Below are 24,764 nucleotides of genomic sequence, written 5' to 3'. Positions count from 1 at the left end.
GGGTCAGGCGAAGACGTCCTGCTGGTAGCGGCCGTCGGATTCGAGTTGGGCGAGCCACTGCCGGGCGGCTTCGTCGTCGCCGGCGGTGTGGCTGCGGTAGAGGGAGACGAGGGCTTCGCGGACGGCCGGCGCCATGTGGCGGCCGTCCCCGCACATGTAGACGCACGCGCCGTCCTCGATGGCCTGCCACACGGTGTCGGAAGCAGCGGTGACGGCGTCTTGGACGAAACGGTGTGGGTGGCCTGCGACGGCGGAGAAGGCGGTGTGAATCTGGGCGATCCCGGCCTGCTCCCAAGACTGCATCTCGTGCCGGTAGAAGTAGTCATGCTCGGGGTGGCGGCAACCGACGAACACCTGCGAAAGGCCGACGGGTGTGCCGTTGGCGTGCTGCCAGGCGCGCTCCTCCAAGAAGCCGCGCAGCGGCGCGATCCCGGTGCCAGGGCCGATGAGGATCATCGGCGTGCTCGGGTCCGCCGGCGGGGCGAACGTCGGGGAAGGGACGCGCACGTAGCCGTAGATCACGTCACCGGGCTCAAGGCCCGCGATGTAGGACGAGCACACGCCGCGGTACGGGCCGTCGCCGGACAGGGCCGGCCCTTCGAGGAGGCCGACGGTCAGGCGCACGTGGTGCGGGCCGGCCAGCGGGGAGGAGGAGATCGAGTAGAAGCGGGGACGGATGGGCCCCATCATCTCCAGGAAGACCGCCAGGGGGAGGTCGACCGCCGGGAAGCGCTCCAGGAGGTTGAGTACCGACATGCGCTTGTTGAGGATCTCGCCCTGGTAACGCTGTTCGGCTTCCTCGGTGTCGGTGACATAGGCCTGAAGTTGCGGACGGGTCCAGGGGCAATCGGTGTACTCGGCGAGCCTCTGTATCTGGCTTCGGGTGGCCACGTCCTGCAGTTCCAGGAACTCGGTGAACAGCAGGCCGGCGGTGACGGGCGTGCCCACCGGCAGGTGCGTCCTGCCACCGCCGGGCTGGTCGAGCCGCAGCACCTGGTCGTGGTCGACGCCGAGCCTGGCCAGCGTACGGTCGACGAGCTGCGGCTCGTTCTTGGGGAAGACGGCAAGGTGATTGCCGGTGTCGTAGGTGACGCCCTCGGGCAGTTCGATGGTGACCGACTTCGCGGACGGGCGCGGTGGCTCGACGCCGAAGTCCCACAGTCCGGTCGGGTCGACCACGAGTTCTTCGTTGGCGATCACGGTCAGGGGGTAGGCCTGCTCAGAGATGATCGCGGGGCGCACGGCGGCCTCGGTGAGCAGTTGTACCTGGTAGCGCGGGGCGCCGTCGTCGGAGGTGTCGGCGGCGTACTCCTCGGCCAGCGTCGCCCACAGGGTGTCCATCCAGCGGGTGGCCATGCCGTCGAAGTCACCGGCGGCATCGGCGATGCCGCGCTCGACCACTGGGGTGGCGCCGGCGGCCAGCAGGGCGGCCTCGATCCGCTTGGGGAAGGCCTGGTAGGTCGCCACCCACTGGGTGTTGCCGGCACCCAGCAGCGCGAACCGCACGTTCGACAGCGATCCCTCGGGCAGCCCGGCGGCGATCAGGTCGTCGAAACGCTGCGCGTTGTCGGGCGCCTTGCCGTTGTAGCTGGCGGTGACGATGACGAGCAGGCCCTCGGTGGGCAGGTCGTCGCCCAGCTCGTCGAGGCTCATCAGCGTGGTGGCGAACCCGGAACGTTCGCTGCGGTCGGCGATGGTACGCGCCAGGTCCTCGCACGAGCCCAGACTGGAGCCGTAGGCGACGGTCAGGTTAACCCCGACACCGCTGACGGCGGCCTGCTGCTGGTCATCGTCGCCCTGCGGGTCCGCGACGCTGAAGACGGTCCGGTCGTGCACGTGCCGGGAGCGGACGACCAGCTCGAAGCCGCCGGGCTTGCGCGTCAGCGCCTCCCGGACGTTCATCTTGTAGTCGCCGGTGTCGGAGAACTTGAACTTCTGCAGCACCAGCACCAGGGCCAGACGGGCCTCGGTGAGCGCGAACTGGCGGCCGATGCAGGCACGTACGCCATTGCCGAACGGCTTGTACGCGTGCGGGTGCTGCTCGGCCCGGTTCTCCGGCAGCCACCGGTCGATGTCGAACTCCTCCGGGCGGTCCCACGCCTTGGGGTGGGTGTGCAGCGGGCCCTCGAGGATGTTGGCCCGCATTCCCTTCCTCAGCTGGTAGCGGCCACCGATGACGGTGTCCTCGATCGGAGCCTTGGCGATCATCGGGATGGGAGCCCACAGACGCAGGGTCTCCTCCAGGATCCGCGGGACGACGTCCAGCTTCATGACCGTGTCGTAGTCCGGGACCGTGTCGCCGGGCAGCAGCCGATCTACCTCGGCGTACGCCTGAGCCAGCACCTGTGGGTTGCGCATCAGCGAGTACGTGGCGAACGACAGCAGACCGCTGGTGGTCTCGTGACCGGCGATCAGGAACGTCAGCACCTGGTCGCGGACGTTGTCGGCGTCCAGCGGTCTGCCGGTCTCCGGGTCGGTGGCCTGCAGCATCAGACCCAGCAGGTCATCCTCACCGCCGCCCATGCCCGCACGGCGCTCCTTGATCACGCTCTCGACCAGCTCGCGCATCAGCTGGATGTTCGCGCGGTACTTCTCGGCGTCGGCCTTGCGGAGCCTGGTCATCGCCGGAAGCTCCTGCGAGCGCCGTAGCGACTCCACCAGCGCGCCCAGCAACGCGTTGATGAAGGGGTGCAGTTCCTCCGCGTCGAAGGAGTTGAAGCGGTAGCCGAACCCGGACAGGGCGATGGTGTCCAGCGTCAGGCGGGTGTAGTCGTCGGTGATGTTGACCGCCTGACCCGCCGTGCGTTCCCACTTGCCCACCAGGTTCTGGCCGATTTCCAGCATCTGCCCGAAGTAGTTCTTCATGGCCCGCTGACTGAAGGCCGGCAGGAGGATCCGGTGCGCCATGCCCCATTCCTCTTCGTGCTGGTGGGCCGTGAACAGGCCGGCCCCCGCGAAGTCCCTGACATGGTTCAGTGGCGTCTTCTCGATCTGCTTGAAGAACCGCGTCTCGTCGCAGATCTCGGCCACCAGGTCCGGGTCGTAGACGAAGACCTGCTCGATACCGGCGATCTTCATGCTGTAGATGCCCTCCGGGAACTGCTCGGACAGCTCACCGAAGTACGCGACCGGGTTGGTGCCAGGGATCTGCGGCGTGTGTCCGAGGAGGGGGATCCCGCGCGGAGACCGGATGGGTCGCAGGTCGTTCGCGGTCATGGCTTGCTCCTTCGCGCTGGCATGGGCGAGGGCGCCGGTCGATGCTGCGGCGCACCCATAGAAACATACATCGTATGGAACTAAACCATACGATGTATGGAAGTGGAGTGCAAGCCCGGCCGCATCGGCACCCCACCTGGCCATGCGACCTAGATCAGTTCCATACGCTGTATGAAATTGATACCGTACGGAGTATGGAAAAGGTGAAGCGCCCCGCGCGGGGAACCAGGAAGAGAGATGTGCCGCTGACCGAGGCCGGGATCTACACGGCCGCCCTGCGACTCATCGACGCGGACGGGGTTGAGGCGCTCACCATGCGCAAACTCGCAAGCGAGCTGGACGCGAACCCGATGTCGCTGTACCACCACGTGCCGAACAAGGACGCCCTGCTGCGCGGCGTGGCGAGAATGGTCGGCGCCCGGTTCCGCACCGTGACGTTGGACGACGCCCCCTGGCAGGAACGCATCCGCCTGCTCGCCACGGACTTCCGGACGCTGGCGCACCGCCACCCCAAACTCATGACCTACTCGTTCGGCCGGCCGGACTTCATCCAGCCCGAAGACCCGTTCTGGGTCGCGCTCACCGAGATCCTGGACGCCGCAGGGGTACCGCGCTCCGAAATCCCGCAGATGGCTGCTCTCATGTGCGCCGTCGTCATCGGTGTCCTCACCGCCGAATTCAACGGTGCGCTTCACCAGTGGTCGCACCTCAAGCCCGCCGACCTCACCGCCGGCGAAGACGGGCCCACGGATGCGGGCCCTGATGGGGCCCACATCTTCCGCCTGGCGCTGGACACGATCATCACGGGCCTGGAGATCCAGGTCACCGCCGCTCGTGACGGCCAGGGCGCCGACCATTGAGTCCGCGGTACCGAGGCCTCGCGGCCGACGCATTGCCGCCTATGCGCACAGACCGACGAGAAGGACCCCCGACCATGGCCGAGACACCGGCCGGCCCCGAAACGCCGACCAGCGCCGAATCACTGCTCAGCGTCGAATTGACGGCCGTACGCGGCGAACTGACGCGCGTCGACGCCAAGTGCGCGACCCTGACGACGCTCACCATGGCCGGCCTCGCCTTCATAGCGACCAAGGTGGGTCACGGCCCGGACCTGGCCCGTGTCCTGCTGAGCGTGGCCGGACTGATGCTCGCATCCGCCACCCTCACACTGCTCACGGTCATCAGCCCGCACCTCGGCTCCATCCGGCTGTACGCCCGGCTCAGCCCGGCGGGCGTACGGGAGGTACTCGCCGACCAGGCCACCGCCGCCAGGCACCACGAGAACAGCCTGATCAGCTTGTCCCGAGTCGTCAGTCGCAAATACCTGGGGCTGCTCATCGCGGTGACGGAGACCGGCACCGCAGTCGCTCTGATAGCGGTGGCCACTCTCCTCAACGGAGTGCTGTTCTGACGGAGGGCGACGACCCGTCTCCCCTGAGGGTCAGTTCTCGTGCGTCCGTGGCTGGCCTGAAGTCCGCGCGTCCCTGAAGAACGTGACCGCCGCGGCCCGCACCGTACGAAGCACCCTGCCCAGCAGTTCTTCCAAGGCGGCTGGGGCGGACATCCGTGATGTCCGCCCCAGCCGATGAACCCGGCGGTCTCCTCGTTCAGCAGCCCCTGCCCATGCGCCGCCGCCACGGACTCGGCGAACGTGACCGGCCCGGTCTCCTCCGCGGTCGATCGGGCCAACAGCCGTGCCGCTGCCGTCGAGTAGACCGGGTCGGTGATGACCAGCGTCGCGGCCCGTCGTGCGGCCTCGGCCAGATCTTCGGCCCTGGCGATGAGCAGCGGATCGGCCTCCGGCAACCCGGCGCAGACGCGTTCGATCTCGGCCGCGAGCGTGGTCTTGGGGATGGCGATGGCCGTGGAGGCGCGGCGAGCTGTTGTGTCACGTGCTCTCTCCTTGTGGGCTTCACGCCCGCGTTCCCAGGAGGCTTGGTTGCCGATCGACATCACCGTTCACCATGGGCCGCCCGCGCTGGCGGAGCTCGAGGCTCTCGCCGGCCTGTACCGGGAGGCGTTCTGCGCACCGCCATGGAACGAGGATGAAGCCGACGTCGCGGCCTTCATCGAACGCCTGCGCACGACCGTCCACCGGCCTGGTTTCGCCGCCATCGTCGCCGAAGGCGATGGCCGACCCGTCGGCTTCGCCACGGCGTGGCGGACCCTGGCTCCCTTTCCCACCGATCGCCGGTACGGCGACGTACTGAGCAAGCTCGGGCCTGACCGGGTCGCCGACTGGCTCATCGGTACCCAGCAGATCGACGAACTCGCGGTCTCCCCACGGGCACAAGGCCAGGGTATCGGGCCGCGTCTGCCGGCGACGATGACCGGGTTGGACGAGGGTCGGGGCACGTGGCTGCTGATCTCCACCCGGTCACCGGTGACCGTGCCGTTCTACCGCAGGTGCGGCTGGCATCAGGTCACGGACGTGCGGGGAGACGCAGAGGACATCGTGGTGTTCCTGTCGCCGCATCACCCGCGCGAGGGTGCCCTGGCCCTCCAGGTGACGGGATCCGTTGAAGGCGAGGGACGGTGACCGCGACCGATCACGGTTCGCCCGTGCGGCGCTCGCTGTTCCTGCACGCCCCGATCCGTCGCCGGCCCCGCGTGATGCTCGAGCGGATGCTCGCGCTGGTCGACGAGGACACCCCGCCGGACGGTCCCGACGGTCCGGTCGCCGTCCTGGAACGGCGGCTGGCCGATCTGCTCGGCAAACCGGCCGCGTTGTTCTTCCCCACCGGGACGATGGCGCAGCAGGTCGCGCTGAGGGTCCACGCCGACCGGCGCGGACGCCGGGCCTTCGCCGCCCATCCGCAGTCCCACCTGGACGTTTGGGAGGAGCAGGGCTACAGCGCCGTCCACGGGATGTGGTTCCACCGCACCGGGGATCCCCATGAGCTGATGCGGACCGCGGACCTGGCGGCGATCGGGGAGCTGCCGGCCGCGGTGGTCTGGGAACTCCCCCGGCCACGGACGCGGACACCATACGCGCCGCGAGGGTGTGGCGGCAGCGGCTCGGCGGCGGCATCGCCGACGCCTGGCCGCTGGCCCTGGCCGCTCTGGCAGGCCTCGACACCCTGGCCTCCCGCATGCCCGCCTACCGCGCCCACGCGATCGCCATCGCGGAGGCCGTCAACGCCGACGGCGACGCCCACGCCTACCCTGACCCTCCGCAGACGCCGATGTTCCACATCCACCTGCCCGCCCCCAGGCGGGCGGTCGAGCGGGCCGGCGCGGCGATCCTGGCTGGACCTGGAGGCCGGCATCGCGGTCATCGCCTCACAGACCCAGCGCATCGGCAACGCTCTCGTCCAAGGCCCGCCCAAGACCGACGCCGGCCGCCGAACCATCGCCCTGGACCACACCACCGTCGCCGCCCTGCGCCGCCACCGCCACCGGCAACAAGCCGAACTCGCCGCCCTGGGCACCGACGGCGGCGGCTACGTGTTCACCAACACCTGCGGACGCCCGCTCGGCCCCGATGGCCTGTCGGTCAACTTCATCAAACTCCTGGCCACCAGCGGCCTACCACCCGTCCGCCTCCACGACCTACGACACGGGGTCGCCAGCCTGGCCCTGCAAGCCGGCGCCGACCTCAAAGTCGTCCAAGACCAACTCGGGCACTCCAGCATCGTGCTGACCGCCGACACCTACATCACCGTCGTGCCCGAGATCGCCCGCAAAACCGCCGAAGACGTCGCCCGGCTCATCCTGAACGCCGGACGCTACGCACCCGGAGCACACCACCCACGCCGACCGAGCACACGCCCGCTCGTCCGAATCAGCGCTCCGCGCGGACGCGCCCTCGACCGATGCCCAACAAGCGGCCACCGGCGTGTACAGGGAAGCCGACCGCCGCGACATGGTGAACGGCTCGGCCCCACCACGGCCTCACCCTGGCCCCACCACGAACAACACAGCTCCGCCTGGGCAGGCGAAACCGCAGGTCAGGACTGGTAGGGCGCCTGGGACTCGAACCCAGAACCTATGGATTAAAAGCCCGGGCTACGGGGTTCGCAGCCCGGGTCGGCGTCCCGGCCATGACGCAGCGCCTTGACCATCGACGGGCCCACTCGCCCCGGTCCCCTGCCCCTGCTCGCTCCAACCGCTGTGGCGGCGTGTGGTGCCGAATATCGTGTCCCCGGGCCTGATCTGGGGATTCGCCGCGCTCAGCGGCTCGGCCCCCGGCACGATCGGTGGATGGCTCTGCGGCTGTTGTACTTGATCACTGTGCGTGTGTTCGGGTGGATCGCGCTGCTCGCTCGATCACAGGCGTCGAAGGACGTAGAGATCTTGGCGTTACGGCATCAGCTCGCGGTGCTTCGCCGCCAGGTCGCCACTCCCCGGCCGTCGTGGGCGGACCGGGCGATCCTTTCCGCGCTCGCGCGGCTACTGCCCCGGACCCGCCGGCAGCATCTGTTCGTCACACCCCGGACGCTCCTGCGCTGGCACGCCGACCTGGTGAAACGACGCTGGACCTACCCAAGGCACGCGCCGGGACGACCATCCACCCGGCCCACGATCCGGATCCTGGTCCTGCGGTTGGCGACCGAGAATCCGACCTGGGGATATCGCCGCATCGCCGGAGAGATCGCCAGGCTAGGCCGGAAGGTCTCCCCAGCTACCGTCTGGGCGATCTTGAAGAAGGCCGGGTTCGATCCCGCACCTCGACGCGGTGACCTGACCTGGACACAGTTCCTCAAAGCCCAGGCGTCCGGGATCTTGGCCTGCGACTTCTTCAGTGTGGAGACGATCGCACTCGCCCGCCTGTACTGCTTCGCCGTGGTCGAGCACGCCACACGCCGCGTCCACGTACTGGGTGTCACAGCGAACCCGATGGCCGGCTGGGTCGCCCAGCAAGCCCGCAACCTGATACTCGACCTGGGCGATCGGGCCAGCGACTTCCGTTTCTTGATCAGGGACCGGGACAGCAAGTTCACCGGCCCATTCGATGAGGTGTTCAAGGCCGAGGGCATCCGGGTGGTGCTAACTGCTCCGCAGGCACCGCGGATGAACGCGATCATGGAACGGTGGGTTGGCAGCGTACGCCGCGAACTCCTTGACCGGATCCTCATCATCAACGCCCGCCACCTGCGCAAGGTACTCACCGCGTACGAGGCCCATTTCAACACTCATCGTCCGCACCGGTCCCTGAATCAGGCCAGCCCGTTGCGGGCACTGCCCGATCACGTCGACGCCGACATCAAGGTCATCCGACGCGACCGGCTCGGCGGCCTCCTCCACGAATACACCCAGGTCGCATGAGGTGACACAATATTCGGCACCCACAGGCGTGGTGCGGTTCCGGCACGAATTGTTGCGCCAGGCCGTGTACGAGGACCTGCCGCCCTCGGGTCGACGCGCCCTGCACCATGCCATCGCCGAGCATCTGCTGGCCTGCGGACGTGCCTGCGCCGCAGCCGCACCGCACGTACTGGCCACGGTCGAACCGGATGACTCGGCGGCGGTGGATGTGCACCGGTCCGTATCGCCGGTTCAGGACATGGGCAGATATAGCTCCCGGTCCATCAACGTGCAGCCCCGGCCGGTGGCATAGGCCAGGAACACCCCCAGCTGACAGTTCTCGATCCGGCCCGCAGTCCCCGAATATTGTCGCTGGACCCCGGCCGACTTGACGCCCTTCTTCAAGAACCCCGTCTCGTCCACGATCAGCACCCCACCCGGGTCCCCGAGATGCTCGACAGAAGGCCCCGCACATACGCCCGCGCCCGCCGCCGAGGCTCCGTCACCGGCACGCCGACATCGCCTTGGAACTCAAGCAGATCCGGGCGGCCTGCCCCGAGCTCAAGGCCACCGTCCAGCACATCCGCACTTTCGCCACCAGCACGGAGATCGGCTGCTCGAATGGATCGACGCCGTCTGCGACGACGACCTGCCCCACCTGAGGCAGTTCACCGCCGGACTCACGCTCCCCTGGAACTCTGGCCAGGCCGAGGGCCAGAACACTCGCGTCAAGCTGCTCAACACCTGTGGACAGGTAACTCGAATCGAGTTAGCCTCCCCAGCGTGGTCCGTCTTTGGTCGAACGGAGCGCTGGCGGTGTGGGTGACGCTGGCGCTCGGTGTCCCGTTCCTGCTGATCTCAATCGCGGCACGTGCCCTGCCAGCAGATGTGCTGACCTGGGCGCGGTTCGCGCTCGCCGCCGTGACGCTGCTCGCCGTGACGTGGGCGCGGCGCGGCTCCGCGGAGGCATTCACCGCGCCCAGCAGGCTGATGATGACCAGACCGGGCGACATCCTGCTGGTGGCCCTGTTCAGCGCCGCACTGCCGTCCCTCCTCATCGCCGTCGGTGAGCACCACCTGCAGACCGGCCCGACGTCGTTGTTGTTGGCCACGACTCCGATGTGGATCGCCATGGGCGGCCATCTGCTGTTCCCTGCCGAGCGGATGGGGCCGCGACGTTGGACATGTCTGTTCACGGCGTTGGGCGGAACCATCGCGATGACCGCCGACGGCACTGCCGGGTCGGCGGCGTGGGCGGCTCTTCCGCTGGCGGCGGCGGTGAGTTACGCCGCGGGCAACCTGCTCGTCCGGTCCCGGCTGCGGAACGTCGACGCGTTCGCCCTCACCTTCGCCCAGATGACGGTCGCGGTCCTCATCACCGCACCGTTCGCCGCGGCGCGGCTTTCCGCCGTCCGGTGGGAGCCGGGTCCATGGGCTGCGGTCCTGGCCCTGGGCGTCTTCTGCTCGGGGCTGGGCTGGCTCGCCAACACCGCCCTGGTCCAACGGGTGAGTGCCGTCCAGGCGTCGCTGGTGTCGTTCACCGCGCCGGTCGTGTCCCTGCTGCTGGGTACGATCGTGCTCGGCGAACGCCTGTCCCCGCCCCGGCTGGCGGCCGCCGGGATCGTGGTGGTAGCCGTCGCGGCGTTCCGCGCGCCGTCCCGCCCGGCGCGCCGGCCGCATTCGCATCGGGAGGTAGGAGCCATCCTCGAACTCGCCGTCCTCGGCTTCCTGGCGGAAAAGCCCATGCACGCCTACGAACTGCGCAAGCGCATCACCAAGCTGATGGGACACGCACGACCGGTCAGCGACGGCTCCCTGTATCCGGCTCTACAACGGCTGGGCCACCGAGGGCTGGTGAGCCGCACACCTGCCCCCGGCTCGAGCGGACCCGCACGGCAGGTGTTCGAACTCACCGGCACCGGACGCACCGAGTTGGAAAGCCGCCTGATGCACCCGGACGACCTGGACATCACCGATCGCAACAAGTACTTCGTGGTCCTGGCTTTCCTGCATCTGCTACCGACCCCGGCCCAAGCCGACGTCCTCCACCGCCGCTTGGAGTTCCTGGAAGACCCACAGCGGGGATTCTTCGTTGAGGACGACCGGGCGCTCGGCGAAGACGAATCGGTCTCCCCCTTCCGGGCGGGTATCCAGCACATCGCCCGGACGACCTCATCCGCCGAACGCGCCTGGCTGACCCGAACACTCAACGCGCTCCAGGCCGCGCTGCCCGAGTCCAGCTGACCGAGCCCCACAGGCCTTCCCGCGGGCTGCGGCCGAGACCAAGCTCGTAAGGAGCGGCGTAAGCCGACCCCGCCCCAGGGAGCCACGCTGGTGTTCCTGAGTGCCATGACGCGCGGATGGGCTTCTCGGTGATCAATCGCATCGGGCTGCGCCACACCTACTTCCCGAACGTCGGTGACCAGACCGTCCGCGAACCTCACCCCCACGGGTATACGACGGACGACCTCAAGAGGCCACTGAGCGACGTCACCGAGCTGGATCCCTCCTGGGGCTGGGCCGCCGGTCAGATGATCTCCACGCCCAGCGACCTCGACGGCTTTTTCAGCGCACTTCTCGCCGGCGAGCTGCTGAGACCCGCTCAACTCCAGCAGATGCGCACCACTGTCGCCGCACCTGAGCTGGGGCCGGGTGCCAGATATGGGCTCGGCCTCTCCAGCACCCCCCTCAGCTGCGGCGGCCTCGCCTGACTCCACTACCAACGCCGCCACGGACGACGGCCGTGCCGCCGCCATCGCCGTAACCGAGCTGCCCCGCGCCAAAGCATAGATCGCAGCCTGGCGTGGGTCACGCCGGATCGGCGCGCGTCGTCGACAGGTTTTGACAGGCGCGCGGGTGGCGCAGGTTCGCGGCGACGACGTTGACCGGCGCGACCGTCCTGCCTATCTTGATGGATAGGGATGTCCGTTTTAATAGTCATGTGGGGTGTCATACTTGCCGGTCACATCAATGGGAGCAGGCCGAGAAGGGCCTGGCCGACGCGAGGACAGCCATGGTCATCACCGGCGTGAATCTCGGCCACCGGCTCCTGTCCTCGGTGATCCGATGACAGCGCCGCAACTGGAGACCATCGACAGCCTGCTCGAGCAGGTCTCCCGGTCCGCCGGCCGACTCCTCGCCGACGCATCCGCCCTGACCGACGCCGAAGTGCGTGCCCCGTCAGCGCTCCCCGGCTGGACGCGCGGTCAGGTGCTCGTTCATGTCGCGCGCAGTGCCGACGCCTACACCTGGTTGCTGCGCTCGGCGTGCGGACGCGCTCCCCTGGGAAGGAGGCCGGGCACCACACCCCCGCCTTCCAACGGCGAAGCCGGGGCCGAACTAGCCGCCGACCTGCGTCTCGCCCTGGAGCGCTACCTAGGAGAGGCCAGGGCAATGCCCGCCGACGCCTGGGATCGGCTGGTCACGGCGCTGGCGGGCTGGCGGCATCCGGCTTGGTTCACGCTGCGACGGTGCCTCCGCGAACTCCAGACCCACCATGTCGACCTGCACTGCGGCTACCGTACGTCCGACTGGCCGGGCCCGTATGTCGCCTGGGCTCTGGACGACACGCTCGCCACGCTCAAGGCGCAACGCTTCCCGCTCGGCTTGGCCGACGCGCTCGATCTGGGCCTTCGGTGGGAGCTCACCCCTGGCGGGCCCGCTGTCGCCGCCGCCGGGCACGTGCTGCTCGGCTGGCTCGCCGGCCGTGCCCCCGGCCCTGGCCAGAACCTGCCTACCCCGCCGGCCTGGCCGCAGCCGCCTACCCCCGGCTGGGGCCAGGCCCTGACTCCCTCGTGATCGGCGGGGAGGACGTTGCCGGCTCCGTACGGTTCGGCGGTGGCCGTGCCGCAGGGCGGCCTGACCGGGCCGCGCCTGTCGGCGAGATGTGCTTGAAGGATGCGGTCGGGCAGGTTCGGGCCTGGCATGCGGTGGTCGCCGCGTCCATGGCCCAGGACCTGCCCGGCATGGCGCCACCGGATCTCGAACGGTTCCGTACGCGACTGGCCACCGGCCCGGTGGTCGCGTGGGCGGCCACCGTGGACGACCAAGTCGTGGGGCTGGCGGTGCTGTGCCTGTCCAGCCCCGCCGCCACCGCGAAAACGCAGGTGCACGTCCATCCGGCCCACCGGCGCCACGGCATCGGCAGCCGGCTGCTGACCGCACTGGCCGCCGAGGCCCGCGCCCGCGGACGCCAAGGCGTCATCCTGGCCGCGCCCGCCGGCGGGCCAGGCGATATCTACTGCCTGCGCCGCGGCCTGACCCGGGTCCGCACGTTGCATCACCTGCTGCTGTGCCTGCGTGAGGTGCATCCGGGCTGGCTGGATGAACTGGTCGCCGTCGAGCACCCCGGCTACCGGCTGGGTGGGACGGCGGAGATCGCCCGGCCCGGCCAGAACGGCACGATCCCCGGCGACGTGCTGCTGACCGTCACCGCCGAGCACGGCCGCGAGGTCATCGGCTGCACCGAAGTGGTGATCCCTGGCGGCACCGGCTCACACGTCACCCAGCACGACCACCCGCTGGTCGGTGGACACCGTGGCCTCGGACTCGATCTGTGGGTCAAAGCGGCGATGCTGCGCACTCTGTACGACGAATATCCGCAGGTCACCCCGGTTGCCACTGACCCCGCAGGGCACGAGGCCGACCTGCTGGCCGCCAACGGGCACCTGGGCTTCCGGCTGCACCACCGCACCAACGAATACCGCCTCGACGTCACCGGATCAGTGGCACTGCGGCCGGTCGTACCCCGACGCCTTTAAACGATCAAGGGCCGTCAGACCAACCGGTCTGACGGCGTGGCCGAATTACGGGCACTCACAAGGTCGGCCTGTCCCAAAGGCGCGCACCGCATCCACACGGATTGGAGGGCTTACCTCGTGCAATTTGTCATGCTTGGTCCGGTTCGAGGGTTTGATGACGCGGGGGCGCCGGTCGAGATCGGCGGTGTCCGGGTCCGGATGCTGCTGGCCCGGCTCGCGCTGGCGGGGGGACGGGCGGTCACCACCGAGGGGCTGGTCGACGATCTGTGGGGCGAGGCACCGCCGGCCGGAGCGGCGAGCGCCCTGCAGGCGCTGGTGTCGCGCCTGCGCAAGGCGCTCAGCGAGGCCGGATCGGTCGAGTTCTCCGGAGGCGGCTACCGGCTGCCGATGGCTCACCAGGACGTTGACGCGCACCGGTTCGAGGAGCTGGCCGGGCAGGGGCGGCGTGAGCTGGCCGCCGGGCGGTATCAGGAGGCGTCGTCGGCACTCGGGGCGGCGCTCGCGCTGTGGCGGGGCGCGGCGCTGGCCGACGTTCAGGAGGCTCCGTTCGCGCAGGTCGCGGCCGCACGGCTGGACGAGTTGCGCGCCGCGGCCGCCGAGGACCTGTTCGAGGCGGAGATCCGGCTCGGCCGGCATGCCGAGGTGCTCGCCGATCTCGGGGCGGCGGCGGTCGCGCGGCCGTTGAGCGAGCGGCTGGCGGAGCTGCGGATGCGGGCGCTGTCGGCGGCGGGACGGCAGTCGGACGCCCTGGCCGTCTACGCGGAGCTACGGCAACGGCTGGACGACGAACTCGGCGTCGACCCCTCCCCCGAGGTGCAGAGCGTCTATCTGGCCCTGCTTCGCGGGGAGCTGGACCGTCCTTCGGCGGCCCCTGCGGCGGCGCCGAGTCGGCTGCCCGCCCAGCTGACCAGCTTCGTCGGCCGCGAGACCGAGCTCGCCCAGCTCGCAGGCCTGGTCACCGGCGGTCGGCTGGTCACGATCGTCGGCCCCGGCGGCGCCGGCAAGACCCGCATCTGCCTGGAAGCCGTCACCCGCGACCCGGCCTATGCCCGAGGCCGCGTCTGGTTCATTCCCCTCGCCGGTGTCGGCTCGGGTGACCAGCTGGGCGACGCGGTGCTCGGCGCGCTCGGATCGGCTGATCGGGGACTGTATGACGGGAAGCCGCAGCAGGCGAGGGCTGCCGACCGGCTGGTCGAGTTGCTGGACGTCGGGGACGCGGTGCTGGTGCTGGACAACTGCGAGCATCTGGTCGAAGCGTCGGCCGAGCTGGCGGCCGAGCTGCTCGACCGGCTGCCGCAGCTGCGGATCCTGGCGACCAGCCGCGAGCCGCTGGCGATCACCGGTGAGTCGCTGTTCCATCTCGGCCCGCTGGGCCTGCCCCCCAGGGAGCCCGGCGCCGGGCTCGACTCCGCCTGGGGATCGGAACCGGTCGATCTCGCCGAGACCGCCGAGTCCGCCGCGGTCAGGCTGTTCGTCGAGCGGGCCGCGGCGGTGCGGACGGGCTTCGCGCTGGACGTCTCGACGGCCGGCGCGGTCGTGGAGATCTGCCGACGTCTGGATGGGATGCCGCTCGCGCTCGAGCTGGCCGCGGCCCGGCTGCGGGCGATGACCGTCGAGCAGATCGCGCGGCGCCTGGACGACCGGTTCCGACTGCTCACCTCGGGCAGCCGCAGCGCGCTGCCGCGTCAGCGTACGCTGCTCGCGGTCGTCGAATGGAGCTGGGACCTGCTGGACGAGCAGGAGCGGCTGCTCGCCCGGCGCATGTCGGTCTTTCCGGGCGGGGCGACACTCGCCGCCCTCGAAGGGGTCTGCTCGGACGCTTCGCTGCGGGCCGACGACGTCCTGTACGTCGTGAACTCGCTGGTCGAGAAGTCGCTGGTGGACGCAGTCGGCGAGCGGTATCGGATGCTCGAGACCGTACGCGCCTATGCGTCGGCGAAGCTGGTGGAAGCGGGCGACGAGGTCCTGCCGAAGTTCGCCGCCTACTTCCTGGGTCTGGCCGAGGAGCAGGCGCCGCTGCTGCGGACGCGCGAGCAGCTGGCGGCGATCGCGCTGTTCGACTCCGAGCACGACAACATGGTCTATGCGCTGCGGACGGCCGTGGACGGCGGGGACGCCGAGCTCGCCTCCCGGTACGTCCGGGCCCTGTTCTGGTACTGGGGTAATCGGGGGATGAACACTCAGTTGGAGCGGTTCGCGGCGTTCAGCCCGTTCCGTCTTTCCGGCTACGGCTCGGAGGGCGCGAGGGAGATCCATCCGGCGCATCTGCTGCGGTTGGCGCAGCAGGCGTTCGTCGGTGGAAGCGCTTCCTATGAGGACGCGCTGGCCTCGTCCGACCCGTGGGTGCGGGCCAGCGCGCACTGGGCGCGGAACTTCATGCTGGTCGAGCAGGGCGACCTGCGGACCGGCGCCGACGCCAGCCTTGAGGCGCTGCGCGGGTTCGAGGAGGTCGGCGACCGGTGGGGGCTGGTGATGAGCCTGCTGGCCGTCGGGCGGTTGCCGTCGCTGCGCGGCGAGTTCGGCCGGTCGGTCGAGCTGTTCGAGCGGGCGGTCGCGGTCAGTGCCGAGCTGGGCACCGAGGATTATCTCTTCTGGACGCGGACGCGCCTGGCTCGCGAGCGGATGCGCAGCGGCGACCTGGCCGGCGGAGGCGCGGACGTCTCGGCGCTGCAGCGGCGGGCCCGTGAGCTGGGGCACCGGCGGCGGGAGGCGAGCCTGCTGTTCAGCCTCGCGAACCTGTACCGGCGCTCCGGGGACATCGTGGCGGCCGACGAGGTGGTCGACCGGATGAGCGACGTCGTCCACCGGCTGCCCTATCCGGAGGAGATGGCGCGGGATCTGATGGCGGGGACCCGGCTGATGAACCGCCTGTGGGAGCGGGACGCCGCCGGCGCACGGGCCTTGCTGCCCCGGGCCGTCCGGCCGAACTTCGCCCGGGGGCAGAGCAACGGGCTTGCCTGGGCCGCCGAGCAGGTGAGCGAACTGCTCTTCCTCGAGGGGGACGCTCAGGGGTCGGCGTTCGCGCTTGGGATGAGCGAGGCGATCCGCGGCGCGTTCGACGAAGGCGAGATCGTCGTGCGGAGGCTCGTCGTGGGGCTCGTCGAGACGCTGGGCGAGGGCGGCTACCTGGCGGCCTATCGCGAGGGCGCCACCCTGGCCCGTCCAGCGGCGTTGGAGCGCCTGGCCGATCTCACCGCCGTCCTCCGCTGATCGCCGCGGTCCGGCGCCGACCATGGGGCGCGTGGAGACACCATGAACCGGCCGGCCCGAGGGGGCCGGCCGGTGGTTCGTGGGTTCGTCAGGTGGCGCTGCGGCGGTAGGCGCGCATGGACAGGGGGAAGAAGATCACGATGGCCGCGGCCATCCAGATCAGGGCTCCGGTGAGGGGGCCGGCGACATCGCCGCCACCCAGCAGGCCGCGCATGGTGTCGGTCATCACGCTGACCGGGTTGACGCCTGACCAGGCCTTCAGCCAGCCCGGCATGGTCTTGGGCGCGACGAACACGTTGCTGGCGAAGGTGAAGGGCAAGACTGCGATCGACATGATCCCGTAGACCGCGGAGGGTGACTTCACCAGCATCCCGAGGAAGACCGACAGCCAGGCGAAGCTCAGTCCAAAGGCCACCAGCAGGACGGCGGCGCCGGCGAGGGCGGCCGGGTTCGCGCCGGTCCGGTAACCCATGATCAGGGCCAGCCCGAACAGGGTGACGAGGGCGATGACGTAGCGCACCAGGTCGGCCAGGACGGCGCCGATCAGCGGGGCGGAGCGGGCGATCGGCATCGCTCTGAACCGGTCGAAGACGCCGGTGCTCGCGTCGGTGGTGAGCGCGACGCCGATGCCCATGCTGGCCTGCAGGACGGTGATCACCATGATCCCGGGGACCAGCGTCTCTATGTAGGCGTGGGTGTGGCCACCGCCGATCGCCCCGCCGAACAGGTAGACGAACATCACCAGCATGAGGATCGGCGTGAGGATCACGTCGGTGAGCTGGAGCGGGGACTTGGCGAACTTGGCGATGCCGCGTCCGGCGAGCGTGATGCCGTGCCGGACGGCCTTGGCTGGGCCGATGCGGAGCGGGGGCAGCGAGGGAGCGGGCTGAGCGATGGTCGGGGCGCTCATGTCAGGTTCCTTTCCGGCGGTTCAGGTGGTTCGGGCGGTCAGACGGCGACGGGGGCGGGGGCGTGTCCGGTCAGGGCGAGGAAGACCTCGTCCAGGCTGGGCAGGCGCAGCCCCAGCTCGTCCGCGGCGATCCCGGCGCCATCCAGCCGCCTGGCCAGCGCGCAGACCAGCAGCTGGTCGGGCGCCGGGACGGTCAGCAGGCCGGTGCCCGCGTCCCTGGCCGGAGTCTGGCCGGTGAGCTCGACCAGGATCTGGACGACCTGCTCGTAGTCAGCGGCGACAGTGGGCTTGACCTGGAGGATCTGGCCGCCGATGCGGCGCTTGAGCTCGTCCGGACGGTCCTCGGCGACGACCCTGCCGTGGTCGAACACGGTGATGCGATCGGCCAGCTGGTCGGCTTCCTCCAGGTATTGGGTGGTCAGCAGGACGGTCGAGCCGTCGGCGACCAAGCCGCGGACGACGTCCCAGACCTCGTTGCGGGCGTGGGGGTCGAGGCCGGTGGTCGGCTCGTCCAGGAAGAGGACCTTGGGGTGCCCGACCAGGCTTGCGGCCAGGTCGAGGCGGCGGCGCATGCCGCCGGAGAACGTCGCGATGGGACGGTCGGCCGCGTCGGTCAGCTCGAACCGCTCCAGCAGCTCCGCGGCCCGCTTCCTGGCGTCGCGCCTGGACGCGTCCAGCAGCCGTCCCAGCAAGACCAGGTTCTCCCGGCCGGTCAGCCCCTCGTCGACCGAGGCGTACTGTCCGGTCAGCCCGATCAAGCTCCGTGCCCGGACGGGGTCGGCGATCACGTCGTGCCCGCCGACGAACGCCCGGCCACCGTCCGGCCGCAGCAGCGTCGCCAGGATCCGCACGGTCGTCGTCTTGCCGGCCCCGTTCGGCCCGAGCACGCCGACCACCTTCCCGGCCGGGACCGCTAGGTCGACGCCGTCCAACGCGACCATGTCGCCGTATTTCTTGACCAGTCCGCGGGCCTCGATCGCGAGTGCCATCTCAGTTCTCCTTCCGCCGTTCTTTCCGACACCCAGAGACTGCCGCCCCCCGCCAACAACCCACCGACATCCCACTAACAGCCGCCAACAGCCGCCGCACCAGTCATCAGCCACTGTCAGCGGCTCACTGCGGGGGCCGTCCAGAGCGATCGGCTCTGTCTCTCGACACTGCATGCCCGCTGCTCGGCGCCGACGTGAGCATCTACGACGTCCTCGAGCTCGCGGGTCATGCCCCTCGGAGGAACGCCCGACCGTGCCGGTGCGATGGCCCGAACCGGCACGATCGGACGTCGGCGGTGTCTACGTCGGCGGTGTCTACGTCGGCTTCGGCGGAACATGAGTTCCCTACCCACGTGGGAGTGGTCCCCGCCCGTGCCGCAAAACGTCTGCCGAGCAGTACTGTTCCCGCGCACGGGGATGGCCTCACGACGTCATTAATTGGTTACGGTCTGACCCGGCGCTACTGACGGCGAGCGTTCTCGGAGGCCTGCTCTTGCATATATAGTCATCCGCCCGGGTGGGGTTGGGTGCTCGGCGGGTGCTCATATCTCGCGGTACCGCCCGGCAGTACCCGGTACGCCGCCGAGCCAATGTATCGTGAAGCGAATGGCGACTGCGGACCAAATGGCACGTAGTGGTACTGTGAAACAGGACGTAGTAGCGCATCGATTAGGGAATTGCTGCAGAACTGTTGACTTTTAATCCATAGGTTCTGGGTTCGAGTTTGTCGCGATCTTGTCGGGATCGCTTCTCCGCGGTGGGCGTGACGAAGGCTGCGGAGAGCGGCCGACAGCTGTCCATCGACGATTCGGCCGCCGCGCCGAACCATCCCCGCAGGCGCAGGGCCGACGCTCGCCAGCGCGCGGAGCAGGAGTGGAAGGCGGAACCATCCCCGTGGGCGCGGGGCGACAGCCTGTACAGGGCTCTCGGTGCACTCCCGTTCGGTGGTTGAGTCGGCCTGAGGCGCGGTGCCGGGATTGCTCTCGGTCCGTCCCCTCCGGCCGACTCAACCAGCCCACGACGCGCTCGCAGTGCGTGATTTATGCGAGCCGGGGCGGTTTTCCCTGCAAGATGCTTTGCCGGCCTCCCGGGTTCGCGCACACGGAGCCGTAGGGAGAGGCAACGTCAGAGTTCCCGCTCCCTACGCGCGTCAGCCGCGAGCCGGTGGCCGCGACAGTGAGGGCGCAGCCGGACGGTGCCTCGAGCAATGGTCAGTGATCACCTGAGGCCGTGCTTGCTCGTTGCGTGCTCGTGAGGGCGAACCCGGGGCTTGGCCCCGGCGCGCGACGAGCGCCCGCTGGCGCTCTGGGTCGGTCTGAACACAACCGCGATCGTGGGCGCGTCAGGTGAGGAGACCGGTTCGGTTCAGGTCCTCGAAGAGGAGCTGGGCGGCGGAGCCCAGACGGTCGCGGTCGGCGTATGTCAGCCAGGCGATCTTCTCGATCTCGCCTGCGGCCGTCGGGGTTCCGAGGTAGTCGGCGGTGTAGTAGGTAGCGCGTACCCGGGTGCCGTCGGACCGGCCGTCCGCCGGCGCCTCGTAGGTGCCGAAGCGTACGGCGGTGGCCGGGACGACGGCCACGGTCAGCTCCTCGGCAATCTCTCTCGTCAGTGTGTCGAGGTCGCTCTCACCGGGCTCGCGTTTGCCGCCCGGCAGGTAGTAGATATCCTTCCCGCGCGAGCGGGTGGCGAGGATCTTGCGGCCCCGCAGAACGATCAAGGCGATCTTGTCGATGGTCGGAGTCATTCCGAGCCCTTTCAGCGGTCGATGATCGCTTAGTCGCACGTCTCAGCCGGTTAGCGGATCACTTGGGGCAGGAGCCGGTGGTCGATATTGGCACCGGTGATGACCAGGGCGGCCGTGCCGCCCGCGAGTTCGTCTCGCACGGCGAGGGCGCCGGCGAGGGCCGCGGCGCCGGACGGCTCGGCGATCAGGCCGGTGGTGTCGATGAGCAGACGCATGGCTTCGAGCAGTTGCCGGTCGTCGACGAGGATGAAGTCGTCGACCGTCGCGCGCATGCCCTCCACGGCGCGGGGGGCGGGTACGCGTGTGGCCAGGCCTTCGGCGATGGTGGTCGTGGGTGCGACGCTGGGAGTGGTGTCGCCTGTGCGCCAGGCGTGTTCCATCACGGGCGCTCCGCCGGCGCCGACGGCGATGATCCGGGTCGCGGGAGCGACGGCCTTGAACCAGGCGGCCACGCCGCAGGCCAGGGAACCGTTGCCCACCGGTACCAGGACGCAGTCGATTGGTCGGTGGCCGGCCGTCAGTTCGACGGCGATGGTGCCGGCGCCTTCGGCGAGCGGCGGATCGGTGCCGTCCTCGACCAGTGTCCAGCCGTGGCGTTCGCAGGCGCGGGCGGCCTGCTGCCGGGCGGCGTCGAAATCGCCGTCGATGAGGTGGACGTCGGCGCCGAGGGCGCGCATCGCCGCGAGTTTGTGCGGATTGATGGTGGAAGCAGCGAAGATCTTGGTCGCCAGGCCGTGTTCGCGGCCCGCGAAGGCCAGTCCCTGTCCCAGGTTGCCGGCCGAGGCGCACGCCAGGACGTCGCCGCGGGGGCGAGTGCGGGCCAGGAAATCGGTGCCGCGTCCTTTGAAGCAGCGGATCGGATTGACCGTCTCGACCTTCACCAGGGCTTGCGCGCCCAGCGTGCCGCTCAGGCGTTCGGCCAGGAACTGCGGGGTGTCGCGGAAGAGGGGATTGATGCAGGCGGCGGCCTTCTCGATGTTGCCCACATCGACGAAGCTGTCGGACACGTTGTTCTCCTACGGCGTGTCAGGCGGATGGCGCGGAGGACGGGACGCGCACCGCGACGACCTTCGGTTCGGTGAGCGCTTCGATGGCGTATCGGACGCCTTCCCGCCCGACGCCGGAATGCCCGCGGCCGCCGAACGGCATCGAGTCGATCCGGAAGTCGCTGCTGTCGTTGATCATCACGCCTCCGACCCGGAGCCGGGAGGCCAGGGCCAACGCGAGCCCGACGTCCTGGGTGAACAAGCCGGCGTGCAGGCCATAGAGCGAGTCGTTGGCCATCGCGACCGCCTCGGCCGGCCCGGCTACGGGGACCACCGACACCACCGGCCCGAAGACCTCCTCGCGCAGGAGTCGCGCGTCCGGGGGGACCAGGTCGAGGACCGCCGGCCGGATGAAGGCGCCGTCGAGGTCTCCGCCGGCTCGCAGGCGCGCTCCGGCTTGCACAGCTTCGTCGATCCACGCCCGTACCCGGCGTGCCGCGCGCGCGTCGATGAGCGGTCCCACGTCGGTGAGCTCGTCGTACTTGTCGCCGCAGCGCAGCGCTTCGGTCCGTACGACCAGCCGTTCGGTGAACTCGGGCGCGACACTCTGCTCGACGTAGACGCGCTGGACCGACAGGCAGTTCTGACCGGCCGCCGAGAACGCTCCGGCCGCGGTGGCCGCCGCGGCGGACTCCAGATCGGCGTCGGACAATACGATCACCGGGCAGTTGCCGCCCAGTTCCATCACCATGCGTTTCGGCCCGGCCGATCGCGCGATCTCCGCGCCCGTACGGTAGCCGCCGGTGAAGGACACCGCGTCGACCGCCGGATGGGCGACCAGCGCCCGGGCGGTGGGAGCGCCTCCGGGGACGACCGAGAGCATGTCTCCCGGAAGGCCCGCGTCCAGCAGTGCTTCGGCCAGGCGCAGCGCGCTCAAGGGCGTGTGTTCGGACGGTTTGAGGACCGTGACGTTCCCGGCTGCGATCGCCGGTCCGATCTTGTGCGCGACCAGATTGAGCGCGTCGTTGAACGGAGTGATCGCCGCGACCACCCCGACGGGCTCTCGCATCCACCAACCGATCCGGCCCACGCCCGTCTCGACGCTGTCGAAGGCGATGGTCTCCCCCGTGAGGCGTCCTGCCTCCTCGGCCGCCAGGCGGAGCGTGGTCACGCAGCGCGCCACCTCTCGGCGGGCCTCGCGGACCGTCTTGCTTCCCTCGGCGGCCAGCGTCCGGGCGAACGACTCGGCATCGCGCTCCACGCGTCCTGCCGCTTCGGCGAGGACCCGGCGCCGTTCGTGGGCGGGGACCTCTGCGGCTGCGGGGACGGAGGCCGACGCCGCCGCCACTACCTGGTCGACCGCCTCCGGCGCGACGTCCACGACCGTGTCGACGCGTGCGCCGTTCTGCTGGTCGGATACTGCCAGCGGATTCCCGTCGTCCCGCCATCGGCCGGACGCGATCCATCCGCCAGGCGGTCGCCACCTGGTCGTCGCCGTCACCACCCTGCCGCCTCCCAACGTTCAATGCAACAGTCATCAATGTCCGTTAAAGTAGGCAATATGAGTGATCCCGTCAACGTCGTCGCCGAGAACCTGCGCCGTCTGCGCGCCGCGCGGCATCTGTCGACCGTGGAGCTGTCCCGCCGGTCGGGTGTGGCGCGCGCCACCCTCACCGCCATCGAGGCCGGGAAGGGAAATCCCACGCTCGACACCCTGTACGCGCTGGCCAAGGTCCTGGACGCATCGTTGGCCGACCTGATCGCCGACGCCGGTCCGTACGCCGCCACGGTGCTGCGAGCCGATGAGGGTCCCCGGGCGAGCGGCACCGCGGTCGACGCCCGCCTGGTCGGCCACCTCGACAACCGCCTGCGCACCGACCTGTACGACCTGGTCATCCGCTCGGGAACCCCCCAGCACTCGGCCGCGCACCAGGCCGGTGTGATCGAGTGTTTCCTCGTCCATGACGGCGCCGTCCGCATCGGACCCGAGGACGAGCCGATCGAACTGGGTGCCGGTGACTTCGTCCGCTACCGCGCCGACGTCCCCCACATCTACGAGGCGATCAGAGACGACGCCCGCGGAATCCTGGTGATCCAGACCCCCTTCGACGTACCACGTCACTGACCGGAGGAATGTGATGCCGCATGGTCCCGGTCGGCGCGATCTTCCTGCTGCCCGGCGACCCGGCGGTGCGGGGTCCTTACGGGGCCTTCCCTCCGCCGGTCGCGGTGGAGCCACCACTGCACTCGGCACAGCCGGTTGCCAGGGCACAGGATCCGGTGATTTACCGCGGGATCGCGGTGGTGGCCGCCCGCGATGGTGTGCGCGCCGTGAACATCGTTACGGGCAAGGTCTACTGGCGGTATGCGCCAGGTGGGGACCCCTTGGCAGCCGATCCTGCGACCGGTGACGTGTTCGTCCGCAAGAACCGACGCCTAACGATGATCAATGTGCGCTCAGGCCGGATCGGATGGTCCCGGGAGATTCCCAGCGCCATCGGCGACGTAACCAAATTCCCCACCGCATCCCTCACTCCCGACGCCGGTGCGGGAGCAAGGGCGATCGTCGGGGAGACCGGGATGGCCGTGCTCGACCGCACGAGCGGAAAGGTGCGCTGGATGCAACGCTGGCCGGCGAACTGCGGCCGCTGGGGTTATCCGCTCGCCGCCACCTCGGGGATCATTGCCGTCATCTGCGACGATGCAGGGTCTCTTCCCGCTCCGGTGCTCGGGTTCGACTCGGTGACCGGCGCCAGACGATGGACCCGCGCTTTCACGGACCTGTTTCCCGGAACCCGGGTCAACGGCAACGGCGATTCTCAGGACCCGTTCACCGGCGTCTGGGCCGTCGATGGGACGCTGGTCGTCGGAACCGATGTGCAAGTGACCGCCTCCCTCGACCCGAAGACAGGCCAGGTGACTAACCGACGTCACTGGGATCGGGATCCAGCGGCGTTCAGCGGCGGGATCCAGATCAGCAGCTGCGGCCCCGATACCCTGGGGAACGTGTGCGCCGATGACCCGAAGACCGGCAAGCCTTTGTGGCGCAAGCGCATGCTCGTCCCCCAAGGCCCAAGAGGCATCGCGGCCACACGTAGCCGTGTATACGCGCTAGACGTGGTCACCGACGACACCACGCAACTGACCGTGCTCGACCTGCGCACCGGTGCGGTACTTGGCAAGATGCCACTGCCTTCCGCCGAAAGAGGCGCAAGTTTCCTCGGCGCCGTTACCGACGGCATCGTCGTGATCAGCCCCCACGACAACGCGACCCTGCTGGCTGAGCGCCCCGATCTTCACACTGCTCACGATCTTCAGAAGTAACCGCTCGACCAAGGCGCCAGCGCTCGCGGTGAAAGCGCCAGCCCGCCCGCCCGACGATCGCAGAGAGCTCATCCCGTCACGGCCGCACTCCAGACCTGGCCGGACGAGCTATCGGGACAGCACACTCACTGTCCGCCAGACCGGCACTCGACCTGTCCACCACACGGCACTCCACTGACCGCCTACCAGCACAAACCCTGGTCACCAGCCAGCACTTTCAGGACCGCCCACCGACGCTCACAGATGTCCGCCAGCACGTGTCCAGGGACGTGTCGGGGCGGCCGGTGCGCCTCTCGGCCGGCGTGGCTCTCCAACACCGTGGCCGCAGCTCGGTCCTCCGTCTGAACTGGAGGACGGTCAGACGTCCGCGGTGCCGAT

The 24,764-nt window shown here is 69.5% G+C and carries 19 protein-coding genes and 1 pseudogene; 12 read left to right on the top strand and 8 right to left on the bottom strand.

The genetic code is table 11. From position 1 onward, the window contains the following. Window positions 1-3 precede the first annotated feature (3 nt). Window positions 4-3,216 carry a bifunctional cytochrome P450/NADPH--P450 reductase gene (locus ACYVF7_RS56065; RefSeq protein ID WP_460356316.1) on the bottom strand — a complete coding sequence of 1,071 codons (3,213 nt, stop codon included), beginning with the start codon at window positions 3,214-3,216 and terminating at the stop codon, window positions 4-6. Between the two features lie 194 nt (window positions 3,217-3,410). Here ACYVF7_RS56065 and ACYVF7_RS56060 point away from each other — a divergent pair, with 194 nt between their 5' ends. The 5 genes from ACYVF7_RS56060 to ACYVF7_RS56040 all read left to right on the top strand — a co-directional run bounded on the left by ACYVF7_RS56060 (window position 3,411) and on the right by ACYVF7_RS56040 (window position 8,484). After that, window positions 3,411-4,076 carry a TetR/AcrR family transcriptional regulator gene (locus tag ACYVF7_RS56060; protein WP_460356313.1) on the top strand — a complete coding sequence of 222 codons (666 nt, stop codon included), beginning with the start codon at window positions 3,411-3,413 and terminating at the stop codon, window positions 4,074-4,076. 74 nt (window positions 4,077-4,150) lie between these two features. After that, on the top strand, window positions 4,151-4,627 hold the full coding sequence (locus ACYVF7_RS56055; protein ID WP_460356310.1) for a hypothetical protein: 477 nt from the start codon (window positions 4,151-4,153) through the stop codon (window positions 4,625-4,627). Window positions 4,628-5,155: 528 nt separating this feature from the next. Further along, window positions 5,156-5,755: a GNAT family N-acetyltransferase gene (locus ACYVF7_RS56050; RefSeq protein ID WP_460356307.1), complete on the top strand. Its 600-nt coding sequence runs from the start codon at window positions 5,156-5,158 to the stop codon at window positions 5,753-5,755. Next, window positions 5,752-7,179 (top strand): site-specific integrase, encoded by a 1,428-nt coding sequence (locus tag ACYVF7_RS56045; protein ID WP_460356305.1) that lies wholly within the window; start codon window positions 5,752-5,754, stop codon window positions 7,177-7,179. The genes ACYVF7_RS56050 and ACYVF7_RS56045 overlap by 4 nt, the downstream gene beginning before the upstream one ends. 240 nt (window positions 7,180-7,419) lie before the next feature. Further along, the gene (locus ACYVF7_RS56040; protein ID WP_460356303.1) at window positions 7,420-8,484 is read left to right on the top strand and encodes an integrase core domain-containing protein; all 1,065 of its coding nucleotides are present in this window, start codon (window positions 7,420-7,422) and stop codon (window positions 8,482-8,484) included. A 234-nt stretch (window positions 8,485-8,718) separates the two neighbouring features. Here ACYVF7_RS56040 and ACYVF7_RS56035 read toward each other — a convergent pair. Then, window positions 8,719-8,922: pseudogene (locus tag ACYVF7_RS56035) on the bottom strand (transposase); the annotation flags it as partial. Window positions 8,923-8,965: 43 nt separating this feature from the next. Beyond that, on the bottom strand, window positions 8,966-9,121 hold the full coding sequence (locus tag ACYVF7_RS56030) for a hypothetical protein (protein ID WP_460356300.1): 156 nt from the start codon (window positions 9,119-9,121) through the stop codon (window positions 8,966-8,968). 125 nt (window positions 9,122-9,246) lie between these two features. Between ACYVF7_RS56030 and ACYVF7_RS56025 the strand changes: the two genes are divergently transcribed. The 5 genes from ACYVF7_RS56025 (at window position 9,247) to ACYVF7_RS56005 (ending at window position 16,433) form a co-directional block, all read left to right on the top strand. Next, window positions 9,247-10,707, top strand: coding sequence for an EamA family transporter (locus ACYVF7_RS56025; RefSeq protein WP_460356298.1), 1,461 nt, complete (start codon window positions 9,247-9,249; stop codon window positions 10,705-10,707). A gap of 116 nt (window positions 10,708-10,823) precedes the next feature. Next, window positions 10,824-11,174, top strand: coding sequence for a serine hydrolase (locus tag ACYVF7_RS56020; protein ID WP_460356296.1), 351 nt, complete (start codon window positions 10,824-10,826; stop codon window positions 11,172-11,174). A 355-nt stretch (window positions 11,175-11,529) separates the two neighbouring features. Further along, the gene (locus ACYVF7_RS56015; RefSeq protein WP_460356294.1) at window positions 11,530-12,261 is read left to right on the top strand and encodes a maleylpyruvate isomerase family mycothiol-dependent enzyme; all 732 of its coding nucleotides are present in this window, start codon (window positions 11,530-11,532) and stop codon (window positions 12,259-12,261) included. A 92-nt stretch (window positions 12,262-12,353) separates the two neighbouring features. Then, the gene (locus tag ACYVF7_RS56010; RefSeq protein WP_460356292.1) at window positions 12,354-13,223 is read left to right on the top strand and encodes a GNAT family N-acetyltransferase; all 870 of its coding nucleotides are present in this window, start codon (window positions 12,354-12,356) and stop codon (window positions 13,221-13,223) included. A 129-nt stretch (window positions 13,224-13,352) separates the two neighbouring features. Beyond that, window positions 13,353-16,433, top strand: coding sequence for a BTAD domain-containing putative transcriptional regulator (locus tag ACYVF7_RS56005; RefSeq protein WP_460356289.1), 3,081 nt, complete (start codon window positions 13,353-13,355; stop codon window positions 16,431-16,433). Window positions 16,434-16,521: 88 nt separating this feature from the next. Here ACYVF7_RS56005 and ACYVF7_RS56000 read toward each other — a convergent pair whose 3' ends face one another. The 5 genes from ACYVF7_RS56000 to ACYVF7_RS55980 form a co-directional block, all read right to left on the bottom strand. Continuing rightward, complete coding sequence (locus ACYVF7_RS56000; RefSeq protein ID WP_460356287.1) at window positions 16,522-17,343, bottom strand: ABC transporter permease; 822 nt, start codon at window positions 17,341-17,343, stop codon at window positions 16,522-16,524. A gap of 38 nt (window positions 17,344-17,381) precedes the next feature. Then, window positions 17,382-18,332, bottom strand: coding sequence for an ATP-binding cassette domain-containing protein (locus ACYVF7_RS55995; protein WP_460356285.1), 951 nt, complete (start codon window positions 18,330-18,332; stop codon window positions 17,382-17,384). A gap of 1,342 nt (window positions 18,333-19,674) precedes the next feature. Continuing rightward, entirely contained in the window at window positions 19,675-20,076 is a 402-nt protein-coding gene (locus ACYVF7_RS55990) for an NUDIX hydrolase (RefSeq protein ID WP_460356283.1), read from the bottom strand. 50 nt (window positions 20,077-20,126) lie between these two features. Continuing rightward, the gene (locus ACYVF7_RS55985) at window positions 20,127-21,083 is read right to left on the bottom strand and encodes a threonine ammonia-lyase (protein ID WP_460356280.1); all 957 of its coding nucleotides are present in this window, start codon (window positions 21,081-21,083) and stop codon (window positions 20,127-20,129) included. Between the two features lie 19 nt (window positions 21,084-21,102). After that, complete coding sequence (locus ACYVF7_RS55980) at window positions 21,103-22,563, bottom strand: aldehyde dehydrogenase family protein (RefSeq protein ID WP_460356278.1); 1,461 nt, start codon at window positions 22,561-22,563, stop codon at window positions 21,103-21,105. Window positions 22,564-22,623: 60 nt separating this feature from the next. Between ACYVF7_RS55980 and ACYVF7_RS55975 the strand changes: the two genes are divergently transcribed. Continuing rightward, window positions 22,624-23,187, top strand: a complete 564-nt coding sequence (locus tag ACYVF7_RS55975; protein ID WP_460356276.1) for a helix-turn-helix domain-containing protein — start codon at window positions 22,624-22,626, stop codon at window positions 23,185-23,187. Window positions 23,188-23,207: 20 nt separating this feature from the next. After that, the gene (locus ACYVF7_RS55970; protein WP_460356274.1) at window positions 23,208-24,386 is read left to right on the top strand and encodes an outer membrane protein assembly factor BamB family protein; all 1,179 of its coding nucleotides are present in this window, start codon (window positions 23,208-23,210) and stop codon (window positions 24,384-24,386) included. Window positions 24,387-24,764: the final 378 nt, after the last annotated feature.

The organism is Actinoallomurus acanthiterrae (assembly GCF_054775715.1).
Note: the sequence above shows the minus strand (reverse complement) of the source record. Positions and strands in the feature narration are given on the sequence as shown.

Bases quoted from the DNA above. Each gene is read 5' to 3' on its own strand.
- ACYVF7_RS55970 (WP_460356274.1), top strand. From the start codon at position 23,208: ATGGTCCCGGTCGGCGCGATCTTCCTGCTGCCCGGCGACCCGGCGGTG.
- ACYVF7_RS55995 (WP_460356285.1), bottom strand. From the start codon at position 18,332: ATGGCACTCGCGATCGAGGCCCGCGGACTGGTCAAGAAATACGGCGAC.
- ACYVF7_RS56055 (WP_460356310.1), top strand. From the start codon at position 4,151: ATGGCCGAGACACCGGCCGGCCCCGAAACGCCGACCAGCGCCGAATCA.
- ACYVF7_RS56060 (WP_460356313.1), top strand. From the start codon at position 3,411: ATGGAAAAGGTGAAGCGCCCCGCGCGGGGAACCAGGAAGAGAGATGTG.
- ACYVF7_RS56000 (WP_460356287.1), bottom strand. From the start codon at position 17,343: ATGAGCGCCCCGACCATCGCTCAGCCCGCTCCCTCGCTGCCCCCGCTC.
- ACYVF7_RS56065 (WP_460356316.1), bottom strand. From the start codon at position 3,216: ATGACCGCGAACGACCTGCGACCCATCCGGTCTCCGCGCGGGATCCCC.
- ACYVF7_RS56015 (WP_460356294.1), top strand. From the start codon at position 11,530: ATGACAGCGCCGCAACTGGAGACCATCGACAGCCTGCTCGAGCAGGTC.
- ACYVF7_RS55990 (WP_460356283.1), bottom strand. From the start codon at position 20,076: ATGACTCCGACCATCGACAAGATCGCCTTGATCGTTCTGCGGGGCCGC.
- ACYVF7_RS56020 (WP_460356296.1), top strand. From the start codon at position 10,824: ATGGGCTTCTCGGTGATCAATCGCATCGGGCTGCGCCACACCTACTTC.
- ACYVF7_RS56040 (WP_460356303.1), top strand. From the start codon at position 7,420: ATGGCTCTGCGGCTGTTGTACTTGATCACTGTGCGTGTGTTCGGGTGG.
- ACYVF7_RS55975 (WP_460356276.1), top strand. From the start codon at position 22,624: ATGAGTGATCCCGTCAACGTCGTCGCCGAGAACCTGCGCCGTCTGCGC.
- ACYVF7_RS56005 (WP_460356289.1), top strand. From the start codon at position 13,353: ATGCTTGGTCCGGTTCGAGGGTTTGATGACGCGGGGGCGCCGGTCGAG.